A 21,445-nucleotide genomic window follows, 5' to 3' on the forward strand; every position below is an offset into this window, starting at 1 on the left:
AGGAAATGCCATTAAACCGATTCACAAAAAGTGAATTATCGGTTCCTAGACCGGCACAGATAGCCTGACTTGTACCTAAGGAAGCACAACTAGGATTTGAGACGTATGTACCTCCCAGACCCTGAGGCCCACTCCAGGAAATGCCATTAAACCGATTCACAAAAAGTGAATTATCGGTTCCTAGACCGGCACAGATAGCCTGACTTGTACCTAAGGAAGCACAACTAGGAGCTGAGACGTATGTACCTCCCAGACCTTGAGGCCCACTCCAGGAAATGCCATTAAACCGATTCACAAAAAGTGCTCTATTGGTTCCTAGACCGGCACAGATAGCCTGATTTGTACCTAAGGAAGCACAACTAGGATTTGAGGTGGCTAGACCTCCCAGACTCTGAGGCCCACTCCAAGAACTGCCATTAAAGCGATTCACAAAAAGTGCTCTATTGGTTCCTAGACCGGCACAGATAGCCTGATTTGTACCTAAGGAAGCACAACTAGGAGCTGAGACGTATGTACCTCCTAGATCCTGATACCCACTCCACGAACCGCCATTAAACCGATTCACATAAAGTGCATTATCGCCTCCTCGGACAGCACAGATAACCTGATTTGCACCTAAGGAAGCACAACTAGGATTTGAGGTGGCTAGACCTCCTAAACCCTGAGGCCCACTCCAAACTGCAAGAACTGGTTGGCTTACCAGGGATAAAATTACCGATGTTGTCCCTGCTAAAATTGTAAATTTCCTTTTCATAGAATCTAATGTCTTTCTCCTTAATACTGCTCCGTGTTTTGTTGGAAAGATTTCAACAGATGTAAAGTTGTAACTCTTGAATTTTCCTTTCAGTTTGACTGGTATTCTACGATGAAACCACGCGCCTATTTTGAATTCAGTTTCAGTTCTAGGAGCTACAGAAATTAGTTACAAACCTTTACATTATCCAGTTAAAACTCAGAACTTTCGCGCAATAGAACTGCTATTATTAGCTGTAGCTTCAACACTGGTAGAATTAGACTCTACAAAAGTAAACTTTAGGTAAAATTTAGGGAAAACTTTGTTTATATTAGGGTTTAAGTCTAAACAAATCATGCATCAACTTACTCTAATACTCCGCCGCTAATCGGCTGCATGAGTTGAGAGACCTAAGTTTGACAGCGCTCACGCTTAACGCGCGTGCCATTCCTCTGATTTGTATTTACAAACACTTTGAATATTTCTCTTTGCATGGTGAAATAAGAATGATTTAATAGAATTCGTGCCAAAGTCTAAATCTGCGCCATTTTGTTTGCAGATTATGGACTTTATCATTACCTTTTGCCGAATATCTAATAACTACATGATTATTCAACGATGAACAACGCGATCGCTCGGACAACAGCATTATTATCGACTTGCGCTTTGCTACTAACAGGCTGTGGTGGTGGCACTAAGACTGTGACAAATTCTCCAACTAATAGTCCGAGTAGTACCACAAATAACACTGCAACTAATACAGCAGCCACAACAGGCACATCGTCGGGTGCTATTCCCATCGGTATTGCCGTTGCTCAAACTAGCAATGTGGCATTACTAGGTCAAGAAGAAGTTGCTGGAGCCAAACTTGCCGAGAAGTATTTCAATAGTAAGGGTGGTGTTAATGGCACACCAATTAAATTGGTGTTTCAAGATACTAGCGGGGATGAAGCCGGGGCAATTAACGCTTTTCAAACTTTAATTAACAAAGATAAAGTGATTGGGATTGTAGGGCCAACTTTATCACAGCAAGCCTTTAGTGCTGACCCCATTGGCGATCGTGCAAAAGTACCAATTATTGGACCATCGAATACTGCTAAAGGCATTCCCGAAATTGGTGATTACGTTGCTCGTGTTTCTGCACCAGTTTCCATTGTCGCGCCTAATTCGGTGAAAGCTGCACTAAAGCAAAATCCCCAAATTAAAAAAGTCGCAGTTTTCTATGCTCAAAATGATGCTTTTAGCAAGTCAGAAACGGAAATTTTTCAGCAAACAGTTAAAGATCAAGGGCTAGAATTGGTAACAGTACAAAAATTCCAAACCAGTGATACAGATTTTCAAAGCCAAGCGACTAATGCGATTAATCTTAAACCAGATTTGGTGATTATTTCTGGTTTGGCTGCTGATGGTGGTAATTTAGTCCGACAACTGCGCGAACTGGGTTATAAAGGCTTAATTGTTGGTGGTAATGGTCTAAATACATCGAATATATTGCCAGTTTGTAAGGCGCTTTGTGATGGCGTATTGATTGCTCAAGCTTACAGTCCAGAACATCCAGGTGAAATTAACGCCGCATTTCGCAAAGCCTATAATGACGAATACAAAAAAGAACCACCCCAATTTAGCGCCCAAGCTTTTGCAGCAGTACAAGTTTATGTCCAAGCCCTCCAAGCTTTAGATAAAAAGAGCAAAGTCAACAAATTACAGTTACCAGAATTGCGGACAGAATTAAATAAACAGATACTTGTCGGCACATACAATACACCACTGGGTGAAATTGGTTTTACTCCTATAGGTGAAGTTATTCAAAAAGATTTTTATGTAGCCCAAATCAAGATGGCAAAAGACGGTAGTCAAGGTAAATTCACATTTCTAAAATAGTTGCAACATGAATATAAATCTATTTTTGCAGCAATTATTAAATGGGTTATCCATCGGTAGTGTCTATGCAATTTTTGCTTTAGGATATACCTTAGTTTATTCCATTTTGGGCATCATTAATTTAGCTCATGGCGCGATTTTTACCTTGGGTGCATATTTTACTTATGCACTCATGGGTGGTAACTTTGGATTTAATGGCTTATTGGCTAATGCAGCCTTGCCGATAAAATTACCTTTTGCTATATCCTTGATTTTAGCAAGTACCTTGGCGGGATTGGTAGGGGTAGTAATAGAACGCGTTGCTTTTCAACCTTTGCGGCTTCAAGGATCTGACTCCTTACTAACTGTTGTTTCCAGCCTGGGAGTAGGAGTGGTAATTGTGAATTTAATCCAGTATTTAGTCGGCGCAGAAAGTTATACATACCCCGCAAATACTTATGGTAATTTGCCACCTGCGATTAACTTTGGTAGTCCAGAAAATCCAATTCCGATTCGCAGTGTTCAGGTAGTAATTTTTACTGTATCTGTGGTGATTGTGGGAATTCTTACCTATTTTATCAATCGCACTAAATATGGTAAGGCAATGCAGGCCATCGCAGAAGATCCAACTACAGCTAGTTTGTTAGGAATTAATAGCGATCGCTTTATCATCCTAACATTCTTCATCAGTAGTTTTTTAGCAGGATTAGCAGGAACTTTAGTTGCTTCTAGTGTTAGTATTGCCGGGCCATATTTCGGCATTGCTTTTGGGTTGCGAGGTTTAGCGGTAATTGTCTTAGGTGGTTTAGGTAGTATTCCCGGTGCAGTGTTGGGAGGTTTGTTAATTGGATTAGTGGAGGCGTTTGTACCCGCCGAATACTCTGGATATAAAGATGCAGTAGCCTATGGGATTTTGTTTATCATGTTATTAGTTAGACCCCAAGGTTTGCTAGGACGACGATTTATTCAGAAAGTTTAAAGAGACGTAGCGCTATGAAAACATACACAAAACAAAAATTAACTTTTGACCAATTTTTGGAAGAGTATCCAGAGGAAGGTTTATATGAACTTGTAGATGCAGAAATTGTCGAAGTGCGTGCAACCAGAAATCATGATGATGTCGCTGACTTTACGGCTGACTCTTTCAAAGATGAAATTAAACGTCTAAATCTGAATTACGTAGTAAAAAATACAGCAGTATTTAAAACTATAACTGCTAATGGAATAGAACAAGGACGCAAGCCAGATGTAAGTGTCATAGATAAAGATAGATGGCGCTTAAATTGTTCTGCTTACTCTGCGCTTGAAGAACCCATCCAGTTAGCTATAGAGGTAACATCAACTAATTGGGAAGATGACTACATTGATAAATTAGATGAATATCAACGTTTAGGTATTACAGAATATTGGATTGTAGATTATTTAGCAATTGGTCTAAGAGAGTATTTAGGAAATCCAAAAGTTCCGGCTGTATTTGTTTTTCTATTAGATGCTGAGGGAAAATACCAACGCACACAGTTTAGAGGTTCAGAACGAATTGTGTCACAAACTTTTCCTGAACTCGCGCTGACAGCAGAGCAAATATTAACAGCTTAATATAGGAGTTGTTGTTTGGATGCAATACACTTTGACCTCACTTCCATTCCTCTCTCCTAAAAGCAGAGAGGCTTTGAACTTACTCCCCTTCCCTCTCTTCGAGACGCTGCGCGAATGCAGGGAAGAGGCTGGAAGTTAGGTCTGTATTCCATGCAATTGAGAACCGCTATAGTTAATAAAAGCGATAGTTTGATTAAGCTTAATCAAAATGTTTTCAAATGGCTGATTTTTTTGCTACTTACGGTTCTCTAATTGTCTCTATGGTATTGGGGGCGCTACTAGGGTTATCGCTTTACTTACCGCTAATGACAGGACAATTGTCTTTAGCTAGTCCCGGATTTTATGCTCTAGGTGGGTATATTGCAGCAATTTTATCTACAAAAGTTTTGACATCTAGCAGTAGTTTATTTCCGATTCCCTTGTTGTTATTGGAGATGTTAATTGCTGGTGTAATTTGTGGTTTGTTGGGTGTAATAGTGGGAATTCCAGCGTTGAGATTGCGAGGAATTTATTTAGCGATCGCTACTATCGCTTTTGTGGAAGTTCTGCGCGTCATCTCCCTCAATTTGGATATTACAGGCGGTGCTGTGGGGATTTTTGGCATTCCTCAACCTTTCCATACACAACTTGAATATTTATGGATTGCTTTACCCTTACTATTAATTAGTATGGTGCTGCTTTATCGTTTAGAACGCATCCGTGTTGGAAGGGCCTTTATAGCTATCCGTGAAGATGAATTAGCTGCGGGTGCAATGGGAATTAACCCCACTTATTACAAAGTTTTGGCGTTTACACTAGGGGCTATGCTTGCAGGGGTTGTAGGTGCAATTAGCGCTCACTTCCTTAATACCTGGAATGCGCGTCAAGGTACTTTTGATGCCAGTATTATATATTTAACTTTTGTCTTAATTGGTGGTTCGAGAACTTTTTTAGGGCCAGTAGTCGGAGGTATGGTATTTACAGCTTTACCAGAGATTCTGCGAAGTCTAGCTGATACTGGTGGTTTACCTAATTGGTTAGCACAATTTTTGCGAGATGGTCGATTAATTATTTTTGGTTTACTAATAGTAATAGGTACAATATTTTTCCCGCAAGGACTAATTACTCCAGATATTTTCCCAAGACGCAAAACCCAAAGGTGAACTAGATAATATACAAGAGGATATTTGAAAAGTATTAGGCGAATAGAATTCGCTACTACACAAACAAACAAAGTCCACCTCCGTGGACTAAGAGAAAATCAAGGGTTTTGTCTGTGTAACCGCGACTTCCAGTAGACGTAGGTTGGGTGGAGCGGAGCGCAACCCAACTGATTATCAGGATGTTGGGTTACGCAAAGCCTCCACCCAACCTACAATTTTTTTGGAACATTTTAGCCTAGACGGTTCACTACAAGACTACCGAGATTTTTTCAGAAATCAAATATGATTTCTATAGAATTCGCTACTACACAAACAAAGTCCACCTGCTTGGACTAAGAGAAAATCAAGGGTTTTTAACCCAAGGAGGCGGTCACTGAGCTTGCTTGCCCTGAGCCCTTCGACAAGCTCAGGGTAACACCTGCGCCGAAGGGTCGAAGTGTGGGTTTTGTCTGTGTAGCCAAGCCAGTGCGTTGGGCGGCTTTGCTGACTTGAAGCACCTGGCGTGCGACTTCCAGTCGCCAAGGCTAGTAATAAATTAGACTTTTCAAACAACCTCTAAAAATGTCACATAGTATTCCAACAGCTAACAGCAATATTGTCTTAGAAGCAAGAGCATTAACTCGCCGCTTTGGTGGTTTAGTGGCGGTAAATAATGTATCTTTTAATGTAAATAAACATGAGATTTTTGGACTGATTGGCCCGAATGGTGCTGGCAAAACAACACTGTTTAATTTGATTACTGGCTTCATTCCCCCTTCTAGCGGGAAATTAATTTATCAAGGTGCAGAAATTTCTCAACGGCGTCCTGATCAAATTGCTGCTTTAGGTATCGCCCGTACTTTCCAAAATATCCGCTTGTTTGGAGAATTATCGGCGTTAGAAAATGTGATAATTGCCCGACATTTACACACTAAAAGTAATATGATTACAGGAGTTTTGGGATTACCACCAGCGCCAAGTGAAGAATTGAAAACTAAGCAAAAAGCTTTAGATTTATTGGATTTGGTGGGATTGAGCGATCGCGCTGACGAAAAAGCCAAAAACTTTGCTTATGGCGATCAGCGTCGGCTCGAAATTGCCCGCGCTTTAGGATTAAAACCGCAAATCTTACTTCTCGATGAACCTGCGGCGGGGATGAACCCCAACGAAAAGCAGCAATTGAGTGCATTTATTCGTAGCCTTCGCGATCGCTTCAATTTGACGATCATCCTTATAGAACACCATGTACCATTAGTTATGGGTTTGTGCGATCGCATCGCTGTGTTAGATTTTGGTCAATTAATTGCTTTGGGCGAACCAGCAGTTGTCAGAAATAATCCGGCTGTAATTGAAGCTTATTTGGGAAATGAATAATATCTAATTATCTATCTGACAATTACAAAATTAGCTTGTGGGTATCTGTGAAAAAGGGAAGTAAAGTAGTTTTTAAAATACATTTATATGAAATTATTGACAAACAATTTTTATTCGGAGAAAGTATACCTAATGGTAACATCTAAAAAAACTATCCTAAATAAACCAGTTTCCCTAAAAATTTATTTTTAATTACGAATTACGAACTTGTACTGAGCGCAGCCGTTGGCGCAGCCTCTCGTAGAGAAGTATTACGAATTATTTAACCTGTAGCTTGCATCTATATGACTTCACAATCTTTTCGCGGTGACAAAATTCTAGTTGTCGATGACTCTCGTGATAACGTGTTTTTGATTAAAACTATTTTGCAGGAAGAAGGTTACACGATTAGCACCGCAGCAAATGGTATTTCGGCCTTGGCAGAATTGAAAGCTTCTCCTTTTGATTTGGTTCTGCTGGATCTGATCATGCCAGGTATGGATGGGTACGAAGTCACCAAGTACATTCGCAAAGAGATGAAATTGCCGCAATACATCCCCATATTGCTGATAACTGCCCACGATGCGCCCAATGTCGCCCACGGTTTAGACTTGGGTGGTGATGATTTTATCCGCAAACCTGTAACAGTAGACGAATTGCTGGCACGAGTGCGATCGCTCCTGCGCTTAAAGCATAGTATGGATGAACGTGATGAAATTGCCCGCCAGCGAGAAGATTTTGTCTCCCGCCTTACCCACGATTTACGCACTCCCTTAGTAGCGGCCGATCGGATGTTGATGCTATTTCAGCAAGGAGCGTTGGGAACATTATCACCACAAATGCAAGAAGTAATCGCCATCATGGCCCGTAGCAATATCAACCTGCTTTCTATGGTCAATACCTTATTGGAAGTTTATCGCTTTGAAGCAGGGCGCAAAACTTTGGCATTTCAACCGGTTAATCTAGTCTGGTTGATAGAGGAGGTAACTGGAGAATTGGCACCTCTAGCTGAAGACAAAACACTGTCCATTAATCTAAACAAAACTTCGGAGTCAAGCACAAACACAGTGATGGGCGATCGCTTAGAATTGCATCGTCTATTCACTAATCTGATCGGGAATGCGATCAAATTTACCGATTCTGGATCTGTTACTATTGGTTTTACTTCTCAACGCCAGTTCGACAAAAGTAGTCAATCTCAGTTCTCTGAAAAATCTAATTCTGTTGACTACATTAGAATTGAAATAGCGGATACTGGCCCAGGTATTCCTCCTGAAGAACAAGTAAGCATATTTGAACGATTTCGTCAAGGCAGCCACAAAAGTTCTGGTAGTGGCTTAGGACTGTACCTTGCTCGGCGAATTGTCGAGGCACATCAAGGCATTATTCTGCTTAATTCTGAGTTAGGCAAAGGTAGTGTATTTAGTGTGCTACTACCCACCAAAATATGAGAAAATTATGAATAATAGTATTTTTTATCCTGATAACTCATAATTTATAACTTTACTGCTCTGTACCAATAATTTAAAGTAAATATTCTAATTATAAAGTCAAATACTAAAAAATGACGAATCAAATATGCTGATATAGCAGCGATAACATAAAATAGTTTTTTCTGGGACAAAACAATGATTACCACTGAATTATCTAACATTGGCGATATTATCCAGAATCAGCGTGAGTTTTTTAGAACTGGCAAAACTAAAGATGTCACTTTTCGGATTGAACAACTTAAAAATCTTAAGCAAGCAATTATTGAGCATGAACAGTCAATAGTCGAGGCATTACAAGCGGATTTACATAAACCAGAATTGGAGACTTACCTTACAGAAATTGGCGTAATTAAGGAAATTGATTACGCCATAAAACATCTTAAAAAGTGGAGTAAGCCCAAAAAAGCAGCCGTTTCCTTTGATTTCTTTTCCTACTCAGCGAGAATTTATCCAGAACCATTAGGGGTTGTCTTAATTATCGGGCCTTGGAACTATCCATTTCAGTTAATTATCTCACCGTTAATAGGTGCGATCGCAGCCGGTAATTGTGCAATTATCAAACCTTCAGAAATAGCTTCTCATACTTCCCATATCATCGCTGAAATTATTGCCAAACATTTTGACCCCGCTTATATTGCAGTGGTTGAAGGAGACGTGGAAGCAAGTCAAAAACTACTTGCAGAAAAGTTTGACCATATCTTTTTTACTGGTGGTACAGCCGTCGGCAAAATCATCATGGCAGCAGCAGCAAAATATCTCACACCAGTTACTTTAGAATTGGGTGGTAAAAGTCCTTGTATCGTAGATAGTGACATTAATCTGGAACACACTGTTAGACGAATTATTTGGGGTAAATTTATTAATGCTGGACAAACTTGTATCGCCCCTGACTATCTTTTAGTTAATAAAAAAATCAAAAAAGATTTAATAGATGGACTGAAAAAATGCCTGAAAGAATTTTATGGCGATAATCCAGCAAAGAGTCCTGATTATGCCAGGATTATCAGTCAAAAACACTTTGAGAGGTTGGTTAACTTTCTCAAAGATGGTGAAGTTATCATTGGTGGAGAAACTCAACCTTCAGAGCGTTATATTGCCCCGACAGTGATTGATAATGTCTCCTTAGAAGATTCTGTAATGCAGGAAGAAATTTTTGGCCCCATTCTACCCATAATTGAATATAGTGACATTGCAGAAGCGATCGCCTTGATTAACTCTCGACCTAAACCTTTGGCATTATACTTATTTTCTCAAAACAAAAACCTGCAAAACTCGCTTTTGCAAGAAACTTCCTCTGGTGGAGTCTGTATCAATGACACAGTAATGCAAGTTGGTGTCCCGTCTTTACCATTTGGCGGGGTGGGAGATAGCGGTATTGGCAACTATCACGGCAAAGCTAGTTTTGACACTTTTTCCCATGATAAAAGTGTATTGCAAAACTCATTCTGGCTGGATTTAAAATGGCGATACGCTCCCTATGAGGGCAAATTGCCGCTAATCAAGAAACTTTTGGGTTAAAAGTTATGAGCTATGACAACAAGCGTGCCATTCGGTTATCACAATATGAGTATGCAGAGAAACTGTATTGCCCCCATAAATAGAATTTAGGGGCTATCCCGCCGTTGATATCCTGGTATCATAATTGGTAATTCATTACTTTAATAAATATTGTTGAAGAAAAGCATTCACTTCATCAGCACATAACCCGACATGAAGTGTTTTCCCTGCTTCTTTGAGAATATCTAATCCTTTACCGTTATTGCGAGGATCTGGATCAACTATCGAGACATATATTTCCTGAATGCGTGGATCTTTAGCGATCGCCAAAGCACAAGAGGGTGTGCGTCCCTGAAAAGAACAAGGTTCAAGAGTAACGTACATTTGCAAAAAGTGCAAATCTTGACCTTGAATGTGGGTTAGTGCATCAGCCTCAGCATGATGTTTTCCGGGGGGACGCGTATATCCTGCTGCTACTATCTTGCCAGAATGGACGATTACACAACCTACTGGTGGGTTGGGTAGGCATTCTGGTAAAGCTTTTCTGCTTTGAGCTAAAGCAGCTAGCATAAATTTATTGTCCATATTCTTGGATCTTTAAACCTTATAAAAAGCTAGAGGGTAAATAACTTTTCCTCGATATTTTACCTGATAACCTTGTAGTGGTTTAACCATAAACACATCTTTGGTAACTGGAAAAGGACTTTCAATTCCACAGATAAGAAGCTGCGCTCTTGATGTTTTTTGATTCTACATAACCGAATCGAAACAACGTTACACACTGGCTACAGTAAACTGTAATAAAAATAAGTATGGCAAATCAATAAAACTTTTATAATAGGCTATTCGGCTAACACAATTGGAAGAATTTCCCTAAGATTAGATATTATATAAGTGGGTAATACTGCTAAAGTGTTTTGTTTAGAGTAAGGATTAAACCAGCATGTATCGATGTTAGCATTTATTCCGCCCATAACATCAGAATATAGTCCGTCTCCAACCATTAAAATCGAATCTCGACTAATCTGTGGGTATAGTTTAAACACTATGTCAAATACACGCTTATCAGGTTTGGCATAACCGTAATCGTAAGTTGCTACAACTTTGTCAATAAGTAAAGAGAGAGGTGAGTTTTTTACTCGTTGATAGTGTGTAGAAGGAAAACCGTTGGTCAATATGACCATCGTACAGTATTTTTTCAGAGCTTTACATATATCATTTGCTCCCTCAATCAGATAGGATAATTGCCCAATGACATCTAGATACTGAGCATTGAACTGTTTAGCATCTAATTCTATATTATTAAGAGAAAAAAATCGTTTGAAACGCTCTACATAAAGTGCGGAGTGTAATATTTTACCCGATTCAAAATCATTCCATATTTCCATATTTATAGACTCAAACTCTTCAAAGTAACTAGTTCTAAGAAAAGGAATTTGAAAATGGGAGAGAGTGATACTGAATGCTTCACGAGCACATCGCTTATAATCAAACAGGGTTTCGTCTGAATCAAAAAGGATAAGTTTATACTTCATAAATATCAAGTTTAGGTATTTAGGGAAAATTAGCTAAAGACACAAAAAATTTTAATAATCGTAATTTTTTTTGCTAATTTTGCACAAGCTTATTGCAATAAAATATTGTAAATCAGTTCTTAGATGTAATACTTTCCTTAGCTACCGAGGGGAGATTAATAATATTTAATAGCATATCTACAACTTCACTAAAAGAAGCTGCGCTATTGATATTTTCTGATTCTATATAACCGAATCCATAGGTAACGTGAATAAAATCAACTCCTGCTTTCATTGCTGCTAATCTATCACTTTCTGTATCTCCAATATATATTGCATTTTTCAAGCTATTGCGCTGACAGATTGCAATAATATTTTCAGCTTTAGGCTTTTGAGTTCTGCCAAAACATTCTGAGTCTATAAATATATCCCCAAAAATCTTGCTTGTATTACTACTGTTTAAAGGCATCGAAAGAAATGCCTGTAAGTACCAATACTCACAATTGCTAACTACAAACAAGGGAAACTGAGCAGACAAAGTATCTAAATATTCCGAAACCCCCTTATATAAAGTCCCACCTCTAGTTCTTATCTCTTTCTTTTCACACTTTTCTATTAAAGGAGAAATTTTAAAAATACTCTCCTCTACTAAATCTGGAAAAATATTTTTTATACAATCTATAAAAGGAAGACCACTTACTCTAGAAATATCATCCTCAGTAATCGGAGTTCTCTGAATATTAGCAAGGTGAATTGCTTGATTCCAGGCATCTGCACATATACTCGATATATTCCAAAGAGTTCCATCAAGATCAAATATTACCCCAGTCATTTAATAACTCCCAAACGAGACCAAGCAATTTCAATCACTAGAGTGCTAGCAGATATTAGAATGCAACTTCAGAGCGCATCTGTTTGACCAATCCTGATGAATATATCTAACGACGCTATCTTCAGTGTTTGAGCCAATTACTAATGTGGCGTAACGCTTAAGTTCAGCATCTGCGTTAGCAACTGCAATGGCACGAGCGGCAATTTTGAACATTTTGATGTCATTAATTTGATCACCAAAGACCACAATCTCACTTTCGCCTAACCCATAATTCTCTACCAGAGTCCGAATAGCTTGGTCTTTAGTAGCTTTACAGTCATGAATTGTTAACCAGTACCACCCCGGAGAGTATTGGTTCTCGAGCAAGTGTGTCTCTGTGGTAGTTCCATGTCTTTCAATAATCGCAGCTTGAAGTTCGAGCAGTTGCTTTGCATGAGCAATCACTGTTAGGCAAACGACTTGATCGCCAAAAGAATGCGTCAAATCAGAAATTGCTCGCAATCTGCGGTCTTTGTTTATTAGGCGATCGTTAAGATGCCAACGCATACCATCGTTGATTACATCCTTATAATAAGCGCAATCTTCCGTGCCATTAAAACTAGATACAAACGGAACACAGCCGAACTCAAGAATAAGTTTGTAGATACTTTCAACTACATTAGGACAAATAGAATTAATGATTTCGTGTTTGCCAGAATCAAAATCAGAAATAAAAGCACCATTAAATTCGATAACCGGGAGACGAAGATTCAAACCCTTCAGCATCACTTGCATAGAAACGACGCTGCGCGCACTAGCTACAGTAAACTGTAGTCCTTGATGCAAGAGTTCATGAAGTACTTTCTTGCTGAACGAAGAAAGAATTGCATTATCTCCAAGCAATGTACCATCTAAATCACAAATGTAGATAGTGTTCATAAACTAATCAGAGACACTGGTTGAGAAGAGAATTCTACCTTAATTTACTATAAATCGCTAGGTTTACTGTAATATACAAAAAGAAGTTTGATTCTGATAATCTTGACGAGTGCAGCTTATAAATTTCCCAATTAATCTTGAACTTGAATACGAGTGCGAACAGAACTGGTTATTTTTGACTGTGACGGAGTGTTGGTAAACAGCGAGACATTGAGCAATCGCGTTCTTGTCCAATTTGTCGCAGAGTTAGGGCTTACACTGGAACTTAAAGAAGCTATTTTATTATTCAAGGGTTGCAAAATGGCTGATTGTGTTGCTGTCATTCAGCAAAGGCTTGGAAAAATGATGCCGCAAGATTTTGTAACTCAGCTTCGTGTCCGTACTGCCGAGGCATTCGAGCGTGAACTGCTGAGTGTGGAAGGAATAGAGGCAGCTCTTGACAAAATCAATTTACCTATCTGTGTTGCTTCCAGTGGCCCACCCGAAAAAATTAAGTTAGCGCTGCGTGTCACTAATCTCCTACCTCGATTTGAAGGACGTATCTTTAGCTCGTATGAAATTGGAAGTTGGAAGCCAGCACCTGACTTATTTTTACATGCAGCTAAAAATATGGGAGTTCAAGCTACATATTGCACCGTTGTAGAAGACAGCGTTTTGGGTGTGCGTGCAGGTGTTGCAGCTGGTATGAAAGTCTTGGGTTACACCAATCCGAGTGAAGCTACTTCACTCGAAGACTGTGGAGCGCGAGTCTTCTACTCCATGTATCAACTACCTTCTTTGCTGTCACAGCATTAAAAAATTTGTAATCAAAATGATGTGCTAAACCACGTCTATCTTGAAACCTGTAGTTCTTCTGTGATCAAAAGGATTTGCCCTCATCCCCCAACCCCTTCTCCCAGATTTGGGAGAAGGGGAGCCAGAATTTCAAAGTCCCTCTCCCAGATATGGGAGAGGGATTTAGGGTGAGGGCGAAAACTACGGTTCTCAACTTAGATGAGGTTTAATTGGTGGTTTTCAAATATCAAATTATCCCTCTTGTAAGGAGAGTTCCGACTCTTGAACAAAATTCGGTAATGTTTGGTAAAAATCAACAATACAGTTTAGTTTGGGCTTGATGCCAGCTTCTATAACATTAATTCTGATAGTTCAGTCAGCCGATTAATTCGTTTTATAATCCGAGGAGATGCCTGCAAATCCCGGTGAAGACGATTAAGCCAAACTCCTATTAATCCGGCATCTTTGGCCGCGATCGCATCTAGTTCAACGTTATCTCCAACATAGACGCTCTGTGTTTGTTGTACTCCCAATTTGGCACAAGCATACTGGAAAATGTGGGGCGCAGGCTTGGCAAATCCTGCCACTTCTGAAGTAACAACGACATCCATAACTGACAGAATACCGCATCGTCTAAGTTTTTCAACCTACTGCGCCTCCTGACCGTTTGTTACCACCCCAATCTTGCATTTCTGTAACTGTGCAAAACACTCTTCGACATCATCGTATAACTGGCACATACTCACGTAATATTCCCAGTACTCCGAGAGCAAGGCATCAGCATCTGTATCTGAAAATTGATACCCGTATTTCGAGAATGCTTCTCGCACTTTTCCTCTGCCCGATTCCTGAAACGTGACTTGTTTTGCAAAGAACTTTTTATACCACTTTCGGTTCAAGGATATCCATTGCTCTATGAACACCTTCAACTCATGTTTGCCATAAGGTATGACCTGATCAAACAATGCACCTGCCGCATCCCTAATGCTGCATCGTGATCTATGAGCGTATCGTCAAGGTCAAAAAGTACGGCTCTAATCATATATAGGAATCCGGTTTGATTCCTGAATTTACTTGCGTGGAGAGGGAACAGGGAACAGGGAACAGAAAAAACCGATAGATACATAGTGACTCTTGTTCAAAAATAAAATAGGAGTTCTATATAACTTGTTTAAATTTAGATTAACCAAAGGTTATGTAATTAGTGGCAACTATCTTATAATACCTCTAAACTACAGTAAGTCTCTCGGCTTACCGAATTTAATAGAGGAGGGAAATTTTGAGAAACAAGTGGCAGCATACTTGGAAATTAAACACATATATCACTAAACAAATTCACACTCGTACTGTTAAAGCTTGGCAAGCTATAAGAAACTGGGGGTTTATATCCCTATTTTTGGCGGGAGTAAGCTTGAGTATATTGATGAGTGCTTGTTCTGGGGCTAATGTTGATAAAACTGGTAATACTATTGCCAATTCAGGTCGTGATCTAAACCTAACATTTGTTTCTTATTCAGTTACAAAGGCTGCATACGAGCACATTATTCCGCAATTTAGAGAAAAATGGAAAAAAGAACATAACCAAAATCTAACTTTTACCGAAAGTTATGATGGGTCTGGTTCTCAAACCCTAAATGTGATTGATGGTTTGTCAGCTGATGTGGTACATCTGTCACTGGGCCTTGACATTGACAAACTGGTTCAGACAGGTTTTATTCAACCGGGTTGGGAAAAAGAAGCACCAAATAATGCAATTGTGACCCAATCCGTAGGTGCGATCGCTACTCGTGAGGGGAATCCCAAAAATATTAAAACATGGACAGATTTGACAAGACCAGGAGTGAGCGTACTGACAGCTAACCCGAAAACATCTGGTGGTGCGCGATGGAACTTCCTGAGTTTATGGGGTTACGTAATAAAAACTGGACACGATGAGAAGCAAGCATTAGATTTTACTTCCAAAGTCTATAAAAATGTACCTGTGCTGCCCAAGACCGCTCGTAATACCAGCGAATTGTTCTTTAAACAAGGTCAAGGGGATGCTTTACTCAACTATGAAAATGAAATGATTTTATCAAAACAAAAAGGCGAAAAGTTCTCATATGTTGTCCCTGATGTGAATATATCTATTGATAATCCAATTGCTGTGGTAGATAAGAACGTCGAGCAACACGGGACTCGGAAAGTTGCAGAAGCATTTGTGCAATATCTGTACACACCAGAGATACAACGAGAATTTGCCAAAATAGGATTTCGCCCTGTGAATAATACGATTGCAAAAGAACTGGGTAGCACTTTTCCTAAAGTTAAAACTCTGTTTAAAGCTGAAGATTTAGGAGGATGGAACAAGATTCAGCAGCAATTTTTTAATGAAGGTGCTATTTTTGACCAAATTCAAGCTCATAAGTCTTCAAAATAAATAGGTGAAAATTTTCAGAATTTTTACAACATAGATGATTATAAATGTAGACCATAAGCCATATTAGAGAAAAGCTTATGGTCTACAATCTTAAATAAATATTCAAGCAAAAATTACTATTTAAAGAGCTTGAGTTTAACTAGATTGACTATCATGAGGAGAAAGTTCATAATCGGAACTAGAATTATGCAACAGCCTAATCAACAAGACAAAGACAAATTTATTTCCCCTCGCAGTCGTTACTATGGTCAGGTTAAGCCAGAAAACTTAGTGTTTAATGCAAATTTACAACAATTTGCTCAAAAAGTGGGCATTATCACTAGTTTAGAAACCAATGGGAAGCTCTCGGCTAATGAGGCTTACAAACAGATTAAATTACTTTGGAAACAACTGAAGTGCAGTAAAAAACAACTCTTAAATAGTAATGATCCACCAGTATAATCATGAAATTATAGCAATCCGGAATCATTCATGAGAAAATACTGAAGAGATTTGTAAGTAATATTTGTCACAAAAAGTGTTGATGGCAATGTGGATGCGTTAGCGTTCGCGAAGCGTCTCGTAGAGAAGCTCACCGTTGGCGAAGCCTCTCGTAGAGAAGGTATCGCGGTTAAGAGGAAGTCGAATAATAGTAAAGATAGCATGAAGTCAAACCAGCGAGAGCGCCTTTGGCGCACGCTTCTCTACGAGACGCTACGCGAATGCGAACGCAGTCAAAATGTTGCTATCAAAATATAAACCCCTAAAGTGACGGAAGAAGGATATATTTAATATTGTTGATGGCTGAAAGATTAGCTAAAACTATCAACCTCCTCATGTGACTGGCGATTTAAATAGAAAAAACTACTAGGGAGCATGAGGAAATCTGATGCCGAACGCCTGGGCAGCCACTTTATGTAAGGCAATATGTGTCTTTAGAGGAACTGTTTATGGTTAGCGATAGCAAACAACTCTGTCTCCAACACGCCAGCATATCTGAGGTTCCATCCCTTCACCAAATCTTGGTGGCTTGCGGTCTTGATATGAAAGACCGCTTCGGTTTGAGTCACTGGATGCCGCCAAATTATCCGCTTGAGCAAATGCTCCACGATGCTATGGAGCAAGAGGTTTACGGCGTTACAGTCGGCGAGAACCTAGTGGGCACTTTCACACTTGAGATGATGACAACAGTTCCATTGAGCTACATCAAGTATGGAAACATTCTTTGGCAGATATCAGATGTTCCGGCAGTGTATATACATAAACTAGCAATACTTCCATCTTGGCAAGGCAAAGGGATAGGAACATGGTGTATGCAAGCTATTGAGAAGCTTACCATTGAGTGCGGTTACTCTGCTGTACGGTTGGATGGAGTGAAGACACACCTAAAGCTCTTGTCTTTCTATAAAAGCCGAGGATATCAACAAGTGGGAGAACTAATTTACAACTCAGATGTGTGGGTTGATGCAATTGTTTTTGAGAAAGTTTTAGTATTTCTGTAGCAATCAATTCTACAATTTCTGTTCCCACTGCATTTGCAGCCATTTTAACTTTAGTAGACTCTACCCTATTATTTCAAATACCCCTCTTGCTTACGAGGGGTAAAGTATTATTTGGTGTAATTAGAATTGACGCGCTTATCGCATCAAAATTGAATGCCTAGCAAACATTAGTCAATGATTTGTGGACTAGGAACTTGCGCGTCAATATCTGCCTGAGATAAGGTAGGTAGCAACCAGTTGCCTTCGCCAGCTTTGAAGACTTTGGCAGGTGCAACATTCAATTCGATTGCACCAGTAGCTGGATTAGTTCTAGCAATGGACTGTGTACCATCGACAAACTTGACTGCAATGGGTTGGGTTAACTCTTGTACCTCAGTATTCGGACTTAAAACTACCTCAGTACCTGCGGGTAGGTAGATACCATCACAATCCCAATCATCATCTGTAATTTGCCCTGCTGCTAAGAAGTAGAGTTGAGTTGGATATTTTTTCGGTTTATTGGCGTAGATACCCAAAGTTTTACCGGTTTGATTAAAGCACTGCGCTCGTTTTCTGGCCGTTTCTATCACATACTTCTGAGACTGCAATTGTGATAGTCGGGCTTGAAATTGCTCAGGTGTATAGCCAGCTTGTTCAGGGTTATCTTTCACATTTATAAGTTGATTGAGTTCCTGAGTTATCTCAACATAATCAGTTCCTTTGGTAAAATCTTTACCTGCCCAAGAAGGTTGAGCAATTGTCAGATTCACGATAAACACGAGAGCGACAAGAATGATTTTGATGACCTGCATATTTTTCTCCCTGGTTTGAGATTTTTAGTAATCAGCTAAGGAAGTTCTTAGCTGCTTAACACTTGCGTAAAAGAGTTAAAAAGCAAAATTATTGCCAACCTAATGAAGCTTTTTCAATATTTTTGCATAAGTTTTGATTTAGTGGAATGCTGAGTCTTGAATCTTAGTAAAACTTTCAAGTCTATTAGGATTGACCGAGACAATTTTGGATTTTAGATTTTGGATTTTGGATTAAATCTAAATCTAGAATCCAAAAAACGGTTTCAAGCCTCTCCGTTTACGGAGAAAAAAACAAAAAAGTTCAATATTTAAGCCTCTTCTTTACAAGGAGAGGTTAATCCAAAATCGTAAATCCAAAATCTAAAATTGATTGACCCATCGCTTGACAAATTCACTATTGTTTTTGCAGACTTTAATTTCCACTTGTTTAAAGCTTAGTTTAACTACCTCAGCAGGAATTTTTTGGACATCAGCAGCGTCAGTACGAGCTTTCTAAAACTAAGTTAATTCAGTATGTGTTTAGCTTGATACTCTAAAATTAAGCTTTACCGCCGATAGAAGCAAATATTCTTTTTTGTCCAAACGATAAATAGAAGTAATTGCTTGTGAGAGTATTTGAAGGTGAGAGAGAATCCCAGCGATGTCTACGATGGTCACTGAGCTTTGTCGTACTCCTTCGGAGAAGCAAGCTACGCGCAGCGCGATGCCCTGAGCTTGCCGTTCGCGCAGCGTCTCGTAGAGAAGTGCGGGCTACGCCTACGCAACTGGTAATGATTGCCAGTCCCAAAATTATAAACCCTTATTCGTTCTTAAAAGGGAACTCTTAACGGGCAACAGGTGAAGCAGGTGCTAACAGAGGGTCTCCCGACTTGTTCGCTTTTAGCGTTCCCGTAGGGTAGCAACTGCACCAAGCCGTTGGCGCAGCCTCTCGTAGAGAAGGGCATCAGTGTCTCAATTCCGAAGATCCTAGCTGCAAAAACACAGGAAATTGTTAAATAGCAATAGATACTACTGTAAACCTATCGGAATAATGTATGATATTCTCAGTTCTACTCCCAGCACAGGAATGTTGCTATCAGATATTGGCAAAATTCCAAAGGAAACAGGCGAGTGTGAACACCACCCTACAGATCAAACTCTGGAGAATCTAAATGGGCTACAAACATATAGAAGTTAAACCAGTTGCTGGTTTCATCGGTGCCGAAATCGGTAGCGTAGACCTTTCCCGCCCTCTTTCTGAGGATCAAGTCCAAGAAATCCGTAAAGCGTTATTGAAATGGAAAGTTGTGTTCTTTCGTGGTCAGAACATCGATCATGCTGCCCAGGTTGAGTTCACATCTCGTTTCGGTGAAGTAACTTTCGCGCATCCACTCGGAGAGCCTGAACCAGTCCCGGGATTCCCACAGATCAAACCCGTAGATCGTAAGCTCTATGAGAAGCAGTACGGTTTTCGCACTGGTGGTCCTTGGCACACAGACGTAACGGCAGCTATTAACCCACCAGCAGGGTCAATTTTACGCGCGGTTAATGTCCCCAGTTTTGGTGGTGACACTCACTGGAGCAATCTAGTTGCGGCTTATGAGGGACTGTCAGCACCCCTACGATCGCTAGCAGACACATTGAAAGCTGAACATCGCTTTAATGGGGGCGCGTATCAGCCCCGCAACGGCAAATTCGACGAGCGCATTGCTGTTAATCCATTAGTCTCAATCCACCCAGTAGTCAGGGTTCATCCTGAGACTGGTGAACGTGCGTTGTTCGTTAATCCTGGCTTCACCTCGCACATTATTGACGTGTCACCACAAGAGAGCAAACTGTTACTTGAGTTGTTTTTCAACCAAATCACCAAGCCCGCCTACACCACCCGTTTCCGTTGGAATAATGGTGATATCGCGTTCTGGGATAACCGCGCCACTGTACATTTAGCTCCTCAAGATTTAGATCATTTGGATATCGAGCGTCTGTTATATCGCACCACCATTACTGGTGATGTTCCAGTTGGAGTTGATGGTTTCCGCTCCCAAGTGGTTCAAGGTGAGGTGTTCAACGCAGAAGTACCAACTGTCTTCAAGCAGAAAGCTGAGTCTAAGGAACCACAACCAGTACTTTCGTAAGCTACAAAGTGCAAGGAGAAATTTTTATGACATTTACTGCAACACGAATTGAGATTACGCCTACTGAAGCAGCTTTAGGAGCAATTGTTACTGGTGTTGATGCCAGTCTGGCAGCACAACCAGAAGTAATTCTACAACTCAAGCAGGCATGGCGCGATCGCCACATCCTCGTCTTCAAAAATCAACAATTGACTGACGACCAATTATTAGCGTTTGCAAATTACTTTGGCGACATTCTCCAACAACCTGCCTATATCCGCAAAGGAGAAACCGAGCCGTATCTACCGCCCCTTGTCCTGACTCTTGCAAATGCTGCCTCCGAAGAAAGTTCCGTCAATGTTGCACCCAACTATCGTGAACTTCTACCCCATATTGATCATGACTGGTTGCCTACACCATCTAGCGGTTCATTTTTATATGGGGTAGAACTGCCTGAGAATGGCCCTGATACCTATTGGGTGAATTTGATTCAGGCTTACGAAGAGCTAGATGATGCTACTAAGGAGCAGATTGCTGGCTTACAGGTGCGTCATTTTAATTTCTATGGGAAGTATCGGGATGAGTATCCTGAGCCTAGCTACGCAGCTGGTCGTTCCGTTGAACCCGGTGAACGAGTTGCTACCCATCCTTTGGTTCGCACTCACCCGGATACTGGCAAGAAAGTTCTCTTCCTAAATGCCGCTAGCGAGGTAGATATTATTGATTACGACCCAGTGGAAGGGGCAAAGCTAATTGAGCGGTTGCGGGAACACATTAAGCAACCCCACTTTGTTTATCAACACCACTGGAGCAAGGGCGACCTACTTTATTGGGACAACCAGGCAACGGCTCACTATCGCCCCGAATTTAATTCCAACGCAACCCGGATTTTGAAGCGGGTTAGCATTCGAGGAAGCCGTCCTTTCTAAAGGTTGTGAATTCTTTCAGATAGAAAACTTTACTCCCCCTT

General features: G+C 40.2%; 21 protein-coding genes, 1 pseudogene and 1 riboswitch. Of the genes and pseudogenes, 13 read left to right on the forward strand and 9 right to left on the reverse strand.

What is annotated here, in order from left to right; genetic code table 11:
* On the reverse strand, positions 1–754 hold a 754-nt coding region (locus tag ACYTXL_RS03030; protein ID WP_461923453.1), incomplete at its 3' end, for a PLL family lectin.
* A gap of 597 nt (positions 755–1,351) precedes the next feature.
* On the opposite strand from ACYTXL_RS03030, the gene ACYTXL_RS03035 reads away from it, so the two are divergent.
* The 7 genes from ACYTXL_RS03035 to ACYTXL_RS03065 all read left to right on the forward strand — a co-directional run bounded on the left by ACYTXL_RS03035 (position 1,352) and on the right by ACYTXL_RS03065 (position 9,674).
* On the forward strand, positions 1,352–2,614 hold the full coding sequence (locus ACYTXL_RS03035; protein ID WP_461923454.1) for an ABC transporter substrate-binding protein: 1,263 nt from the start codon (positions 1,352–1,354) through the stop codon (positions 2,612–2,614).
* 7 nt (positions 2,615–2,621) lie between these two features.
* The gene (locus tag ACYTXL_RS03040) at positions 2,622–3,572 is read left to right on the forward strand and encodes a branched-chain amino acid ABC transporter permease (RefSeq protein WP_461923455.1); all 951 of its coding nucleotides are present in this window, start codon (positions 2,622–2,624) and stop codon (positions 3,570–3,572) included.
* Positions 3,573–3,586: 14 nt separating this feature from the next.
* Entirely contained in the window at positions 3,587–4,189 is a 603-nt protein-coding gene (locus ACYTXL_RS03045) for a Uma2 family endonuclease (RefSeq protein ID WP_461923456.1), read from the forward strand.
* Between the two features lie 218 nt (positions 4,190–4,407).
* Positions 4,408–5,331, forward strand: coding sequence for a branched-chain amino acid ABC transporter permease (locus tag ACYTXL_RS03050; RefSeq protein ID WP_461923457.1), 924 nt, complete (start codon positions 4,408–4,410; stop codon positions 5,329–5,331).
* A gap of 561 nt (positions 5,332–5,892) precedes the next feature.
* Positions 5,893–6,684: an ABC transporter ATP-binding protein gene (locus ACYTXL_RS03055; RefSeq protein WP_461923458.1), complete on the forward strand. Its 792-nt coding sequence runs from the start codon at positions 5,893–5,895 to the stop codon at positions 6,682–6,684.
* A 284-nt stretch (positions 6,685–6,968) separates the two neighbouring features.
* A complete protein-coding gene (locus ACYTXL_RS03060; RefSeq protein WP_461923459.1) occupies positions 6,969–8,114 on the forward strand; it encodes a sensor histidine kinase in 1,146 nt (381 codons plus the stop codon).
* Between the two features lie 177 nt (positions 8,115–8,291).
* Positions 8,292–9,674 carry an aldehyde dehydrogenase gene (locus ACYTXL_RS03065; RefSeq protein ID WP_461923460.1) on the forward strand — a complete coding sequence of 461 codons (1,383 nt, stop codon included), beginning with the start codon at positions 8,292–8,294 and terminating at the stop codon, positions 9,672–9,674.
* Between the two features lie 135 nt (positions 9,675–9,809).
* On the opposite strand, the gene ACYTXL_RS03070 is transcribed toward ACYTXL_RS03065, so the two are convergent.
* From ACYTXL_RS03070 to ACYTXL_RS03085, 4 genes are all read right to left on the reverse strand, one after another.
* Complete coding sequence (locus tag ACYTXL_RS03070) at positions 9,810–10,238, reverse strand: bifunctional diaminohydroxyphosphoribosylaminopyrimidine deaminase/5-amino-6-(5-phosphoribosylamino)uracil reductase RibD (RefSeq protein ID WP_461923461.1); 429 nt, start codon at positions 10,236–10,238, stop codon at positions 9,810–9,812.
* 257 nt (positions 10,239–10,495) lie between these two features.
* Positions 10,496–11,188 (reverse strand): YjjG family noncanonical pyrimidine nucleotidase, encoded by a 693-nt coding sequence (locus ACYTXL_RS03075; protein ID WP_461923462.1) that lies wholly within the window; start codon positions 11,186–11,188, stop codon positions 10,496–10,498.
* Positions 11,189–11,300: 112 nt separating this feature from the next.
* Positions 11,301–11,999, reverse strand: a complete 699-nt coding sequence (locus ACYTXL_RS03080) for an HAD family hydrolase (RefSeq protein WP_461923463.1) — start codon at positions 11,997–11,999, stop codon at positions 11,301–11,303.
* A 45-nt stretch (positions 12,000–12,044) separates the two neighbouring features.
* Positions 12,045–12,917: an HAD-IIB family hydrolase gene (locus tag ACYTXL_RS03085; protein WP_461923464.1), complete on the reverse strand. Its 873-nt coding sequence runs from the start codon at positions 12,915–12,917 to the stop codon at positions 12,045–12,047.
* Between the two features lie 153 nt (positions 12,918–13,070).
* Between ACYTXL_RS03085 and ACYTXL_RS03090 the strand changes: the two genes are divergently transcribed.
* A complete protein-coding gene (locus ACYTXL_RS03090) occupies positions 13,071–13,712 on the forward strand; it encodes an HAD family hydrolase (protein WP_461923465.1) in 642 nt (213 codons plus the stop codon).
* A 329-nt stretch (positions 13,713–14,041) separates the two neighbouring features.
* On the opposite strand, the pseudogene ACYTXL_RS03095 reads toward ACYTXL_RS03090, so the two are convergent.
* Positions 14,042–14,323 (reverse strand): annotated as a pseudogene (locus ACYTXL_RS03095) (HAD family hydrolase); the annotation flags it as partial.
* A 15-nt stretch (positions 14,324–14,338) separates the two neighbouring features.
* The gene (locus tag ACYTXL_RS03100; protein ID WP_461923466.1) at positions 14,339–14,590 is read right to left on the reverse strand and encodes a hypothetical protein; all 252 of its coding nucleotides are present in this window, start codon (positions 14,588–14,590) and stop codon (positions 14,339–14,341) included.
* A 380-nt stretch (positions 14,591–14,970) separates the two neighbouring features.
* Here ACYTXL_RS03100 and ACYTXL_RS03105 point away from each other — a divergent pair, with 380 nt between their 5' ends.
* The 3 genes from ACYTXL_RS03105 (at position 14,971) to ACYTXL_RS03115 (ending at position 17,591) form a co-directional block, all read left to right on the forward strand.
* Positions 14,971–16,110, forward strand: coding sequence for a sulfate ABC transporter substrate-binding protein (locus tag ACYTXL_RS03105; RefSeq protein ID WP_461923467.1), 1,140 nt, complete (start codon positions 14,971–14,973; stop codon positions 16,108–16,110).
* Positions 16,111–16,296: 186 nt separating this feature from the next.
* Entirely contained in the window at positions 16,297–16,551 is a 255-nt protein-coding gene (locus ACYTXL_RS03110; RefSeq protein ID WP_461923468.1) for a DUF7219 family protein, read from the forward strand.
* Between the two features lie 366 nt (positions 16,552–16,917).
* A riboswitch (ZMP/ZTP riboswitch) is annotated at positions 16,918–17,002 on the forward strand.
* 37 nt (positions 17,003–17,039) lie between these two features.
* A complete protein-coding gene (locus tag ACYTXL_RS03115) occupies positions 17,040–17,591 on the forward strand; it encodes a GNAT family N-acetyltransferase (protein WP_461923469.1) in 552 nt (183 codons plus the stop codon).
* A gap of 167 nt (positions 17,592–17,758) precedes the next feature.
* On the opposite strand, the gene ACYTXL_RS03120 is transcribed toward ACYTXL_RS03115, so the two are convergent.
* Together ACYTXL_RS03120 and ACYTXL_RS03125 are read right to left on the reverse strand one after the other, a co-directional pair.
* Positions 17,759–18,382, reverse strand: coding sequence for a hypothetical protein (locus ACYTXL_RS03120; RefSeq protein WP_461923470.1), 624 nt, complete (start codon positions 18,380–18,382; stop codon positions 17,759–17,761).
* A gap of 538 nt (positions 18,383–18,920) precedes the next feature.
* A complete protein-coding gene (locus tag ACYTXL_RS03125; protein ID WP_461923471.1) occupies positions 18,921–19,169 on the reverse strand; it encodes a hypothetical protein in 249 nt (82 codons plus the stop codon).
* Between the two features lie 364 nt (positions 19,170–19,533).
* Between ACYTXL_RS03125 and ACYTXL_RS03130 the strand changes: the two genes are divergently transcribed.
* Positions 19,534–20,496 carry a TauD/TfdA dioxygenase family protein gene (locus ACYTXL_RS03130; RefSeq protein WP_461923472.1) on the forward strand — a complete coding sequence of 321 codons (963 nt, stop codon included), beginning with the start codon at positions 19,534–19,536 and terminating at the stop codon, positions 20,494–20,496.
* A gap of 26 nt (positions 20,497–20,522) precedes the next feature.
* Complete coding sequence (locus ACYTXL_RS03135; RefSeq protein ID WP_461923473.1) at positions 20,523–21,404, forward strand: TauD/TfdA dioxygenase family protein; 882 nt, start codon at positions 20,523–20,525, stop codon at positions 21,402–21,404.
* The last annotated feature ends 41 nt before the right edge of the window (positions 21,405–21,445 follow it).

The sequence above is a fragment of the Nostoc sp. genome, assembly GCF_054880495.1.

Bases quoted from the DNA above. Each gene is read 5' to 3' on its own strand.
- ACYTXL_RS03035 (WP_461923454.1), top strand. From the start codon at position 1,352: ATGAACAACGCGATCGCTCGGACAACAGCATTATTATCGACTTGCGCT.
- ACYTXL_RS03040 (WP_461923455.1), top strand. From the start codon at position 2,622: ATGAATATAAATCTATTTTTGCAGCAATTATTAAATGGGTTATCCATC.
- ACYTXL_RS03045 (WP_461923456.1), top strand. From the start codon at position 3,587: ATGAAAACATACACAAAACAAAAATTAACTTTTGACCAATTTTTGGAA.
- ACYTXL_RS03050 (WP_461923457.1), top strand. From the start codon at position 4,408: ATGGCTGATTTTTTTGCTACTTACGGTTCTCTAATTGTCTCTATGGTA.
- ACYTXL_RS03055 (WP_461923458.1), top strand. From the start codon at position 5,893: ATGTCACATAGTATTCCAACAGCTAACAGCAATATTGTCTTAGAAGCA.
- ACYTXL_RS03060 (WP_461923459.1), top strand. From the start codon at position 6,969: ATGACTTCACAATCTTTTCGCGGTGACAAAATTCTAGTTGTCGATGAC.
- ACYTXL_RS03065 (WP_461923460.1), top strand. From the start codon at position 8,292: ATGATTACCACTGAATTATCTAACATTGGCGATATTATCCAGAATCAG.
- ACYTXL_RS03070 (WP_461923461.1), bottom strand. From the start codon at position 10,238: ATGGACAATAAATTTATGCTAGCTGCTTTAGCTCAAAGCAGAAAAGCT.
- ACYTXL_RS03075 (WP_461923462.1), bottom strand. From the start codon at position 11,188: ATGAAGTATAAACTTATCCTTTTTGATTCAGACGAAACCCTGTTTGAT.
- ACYTXL_RS03080 (WP_461923463.1), bottom strand. From the start codon at position 11,999: ATGACTGGGGTAATATTTGATCTTGATGGAACTCTTTGGAATATATCG.
- ACYTXL_RS03085 (WP_461923464.1), bottom strand. From the start codon at position 12,917: ATGAACACTATCTACATTTGTGATTTAGATGGTACATTGCTTGGAGAT.
- ACYTXL_RS03110 (WP_461923468.1), top strand. From the start codon at position 16,297: ATGCAACAGCCTAATCAACAAGACAAAGACAAATTTATTTCCCCTCGC.
- ACYTXL_RS03115 (WP_461923469.1), top strand. From the start codon at position 17,040: ATGGTTAGCGATAGCAAACAACTCTGTCTCCAACACGCCAGCATATCT.
- ACYTXL_RS03120 (WP_461923470.1), bottom strand. From the start codon at position 18,382: ATGCAGGTCATCAAAATCATTCTTGTCGCTCTCGTGTTTATCGTGAAT.
- ACYTXL_RS03130 (WP_461923472.1), top strand. From the start codon at position 19,534: ATGGGCTACAAACATATAGAAGTTAAACCAGTTGCTGGTTTCATCGGT.
- ACYTXL_RS03135 (WP_461923473.1), top strand. From the start codon at position 20,523: ATGACATTTACTGCAACACGAATTGAGATTACGCCTACTGAAGCAGCT.